A 212-nucleotide genomic window follows, 5' to 3' on the forward strand; every position below is an offset into this window, starting at 1 on the left:
ATAGTCCTTTTTCGGGCGGTTGATACTTGATTACTTTACTTTGGTTTAGTGGTTGCCCGTTTGTTTCTACGGACTTGGGTGTGTCCGTTGCGGATTGGCTGTACCTTGTACCGCCGTGCGCATGGGTGTCGTCATTTTACGTTTTCATTTCCATTCTTTTTTAGCTGTTATACATAGTTTCGGAAGTCGAACTCCTCGATGTTGTCGGGAAT

This window comes from Bacteroides sp. OF03-11BH (genome assembly GCF_003604005.1).
Classification (GTDB): Bacteria; Bacteroidota; Bacteroidia; order Bacteroidales; family Bacteroidaceae; genus Bacteroides; species Bacteroides ovatus.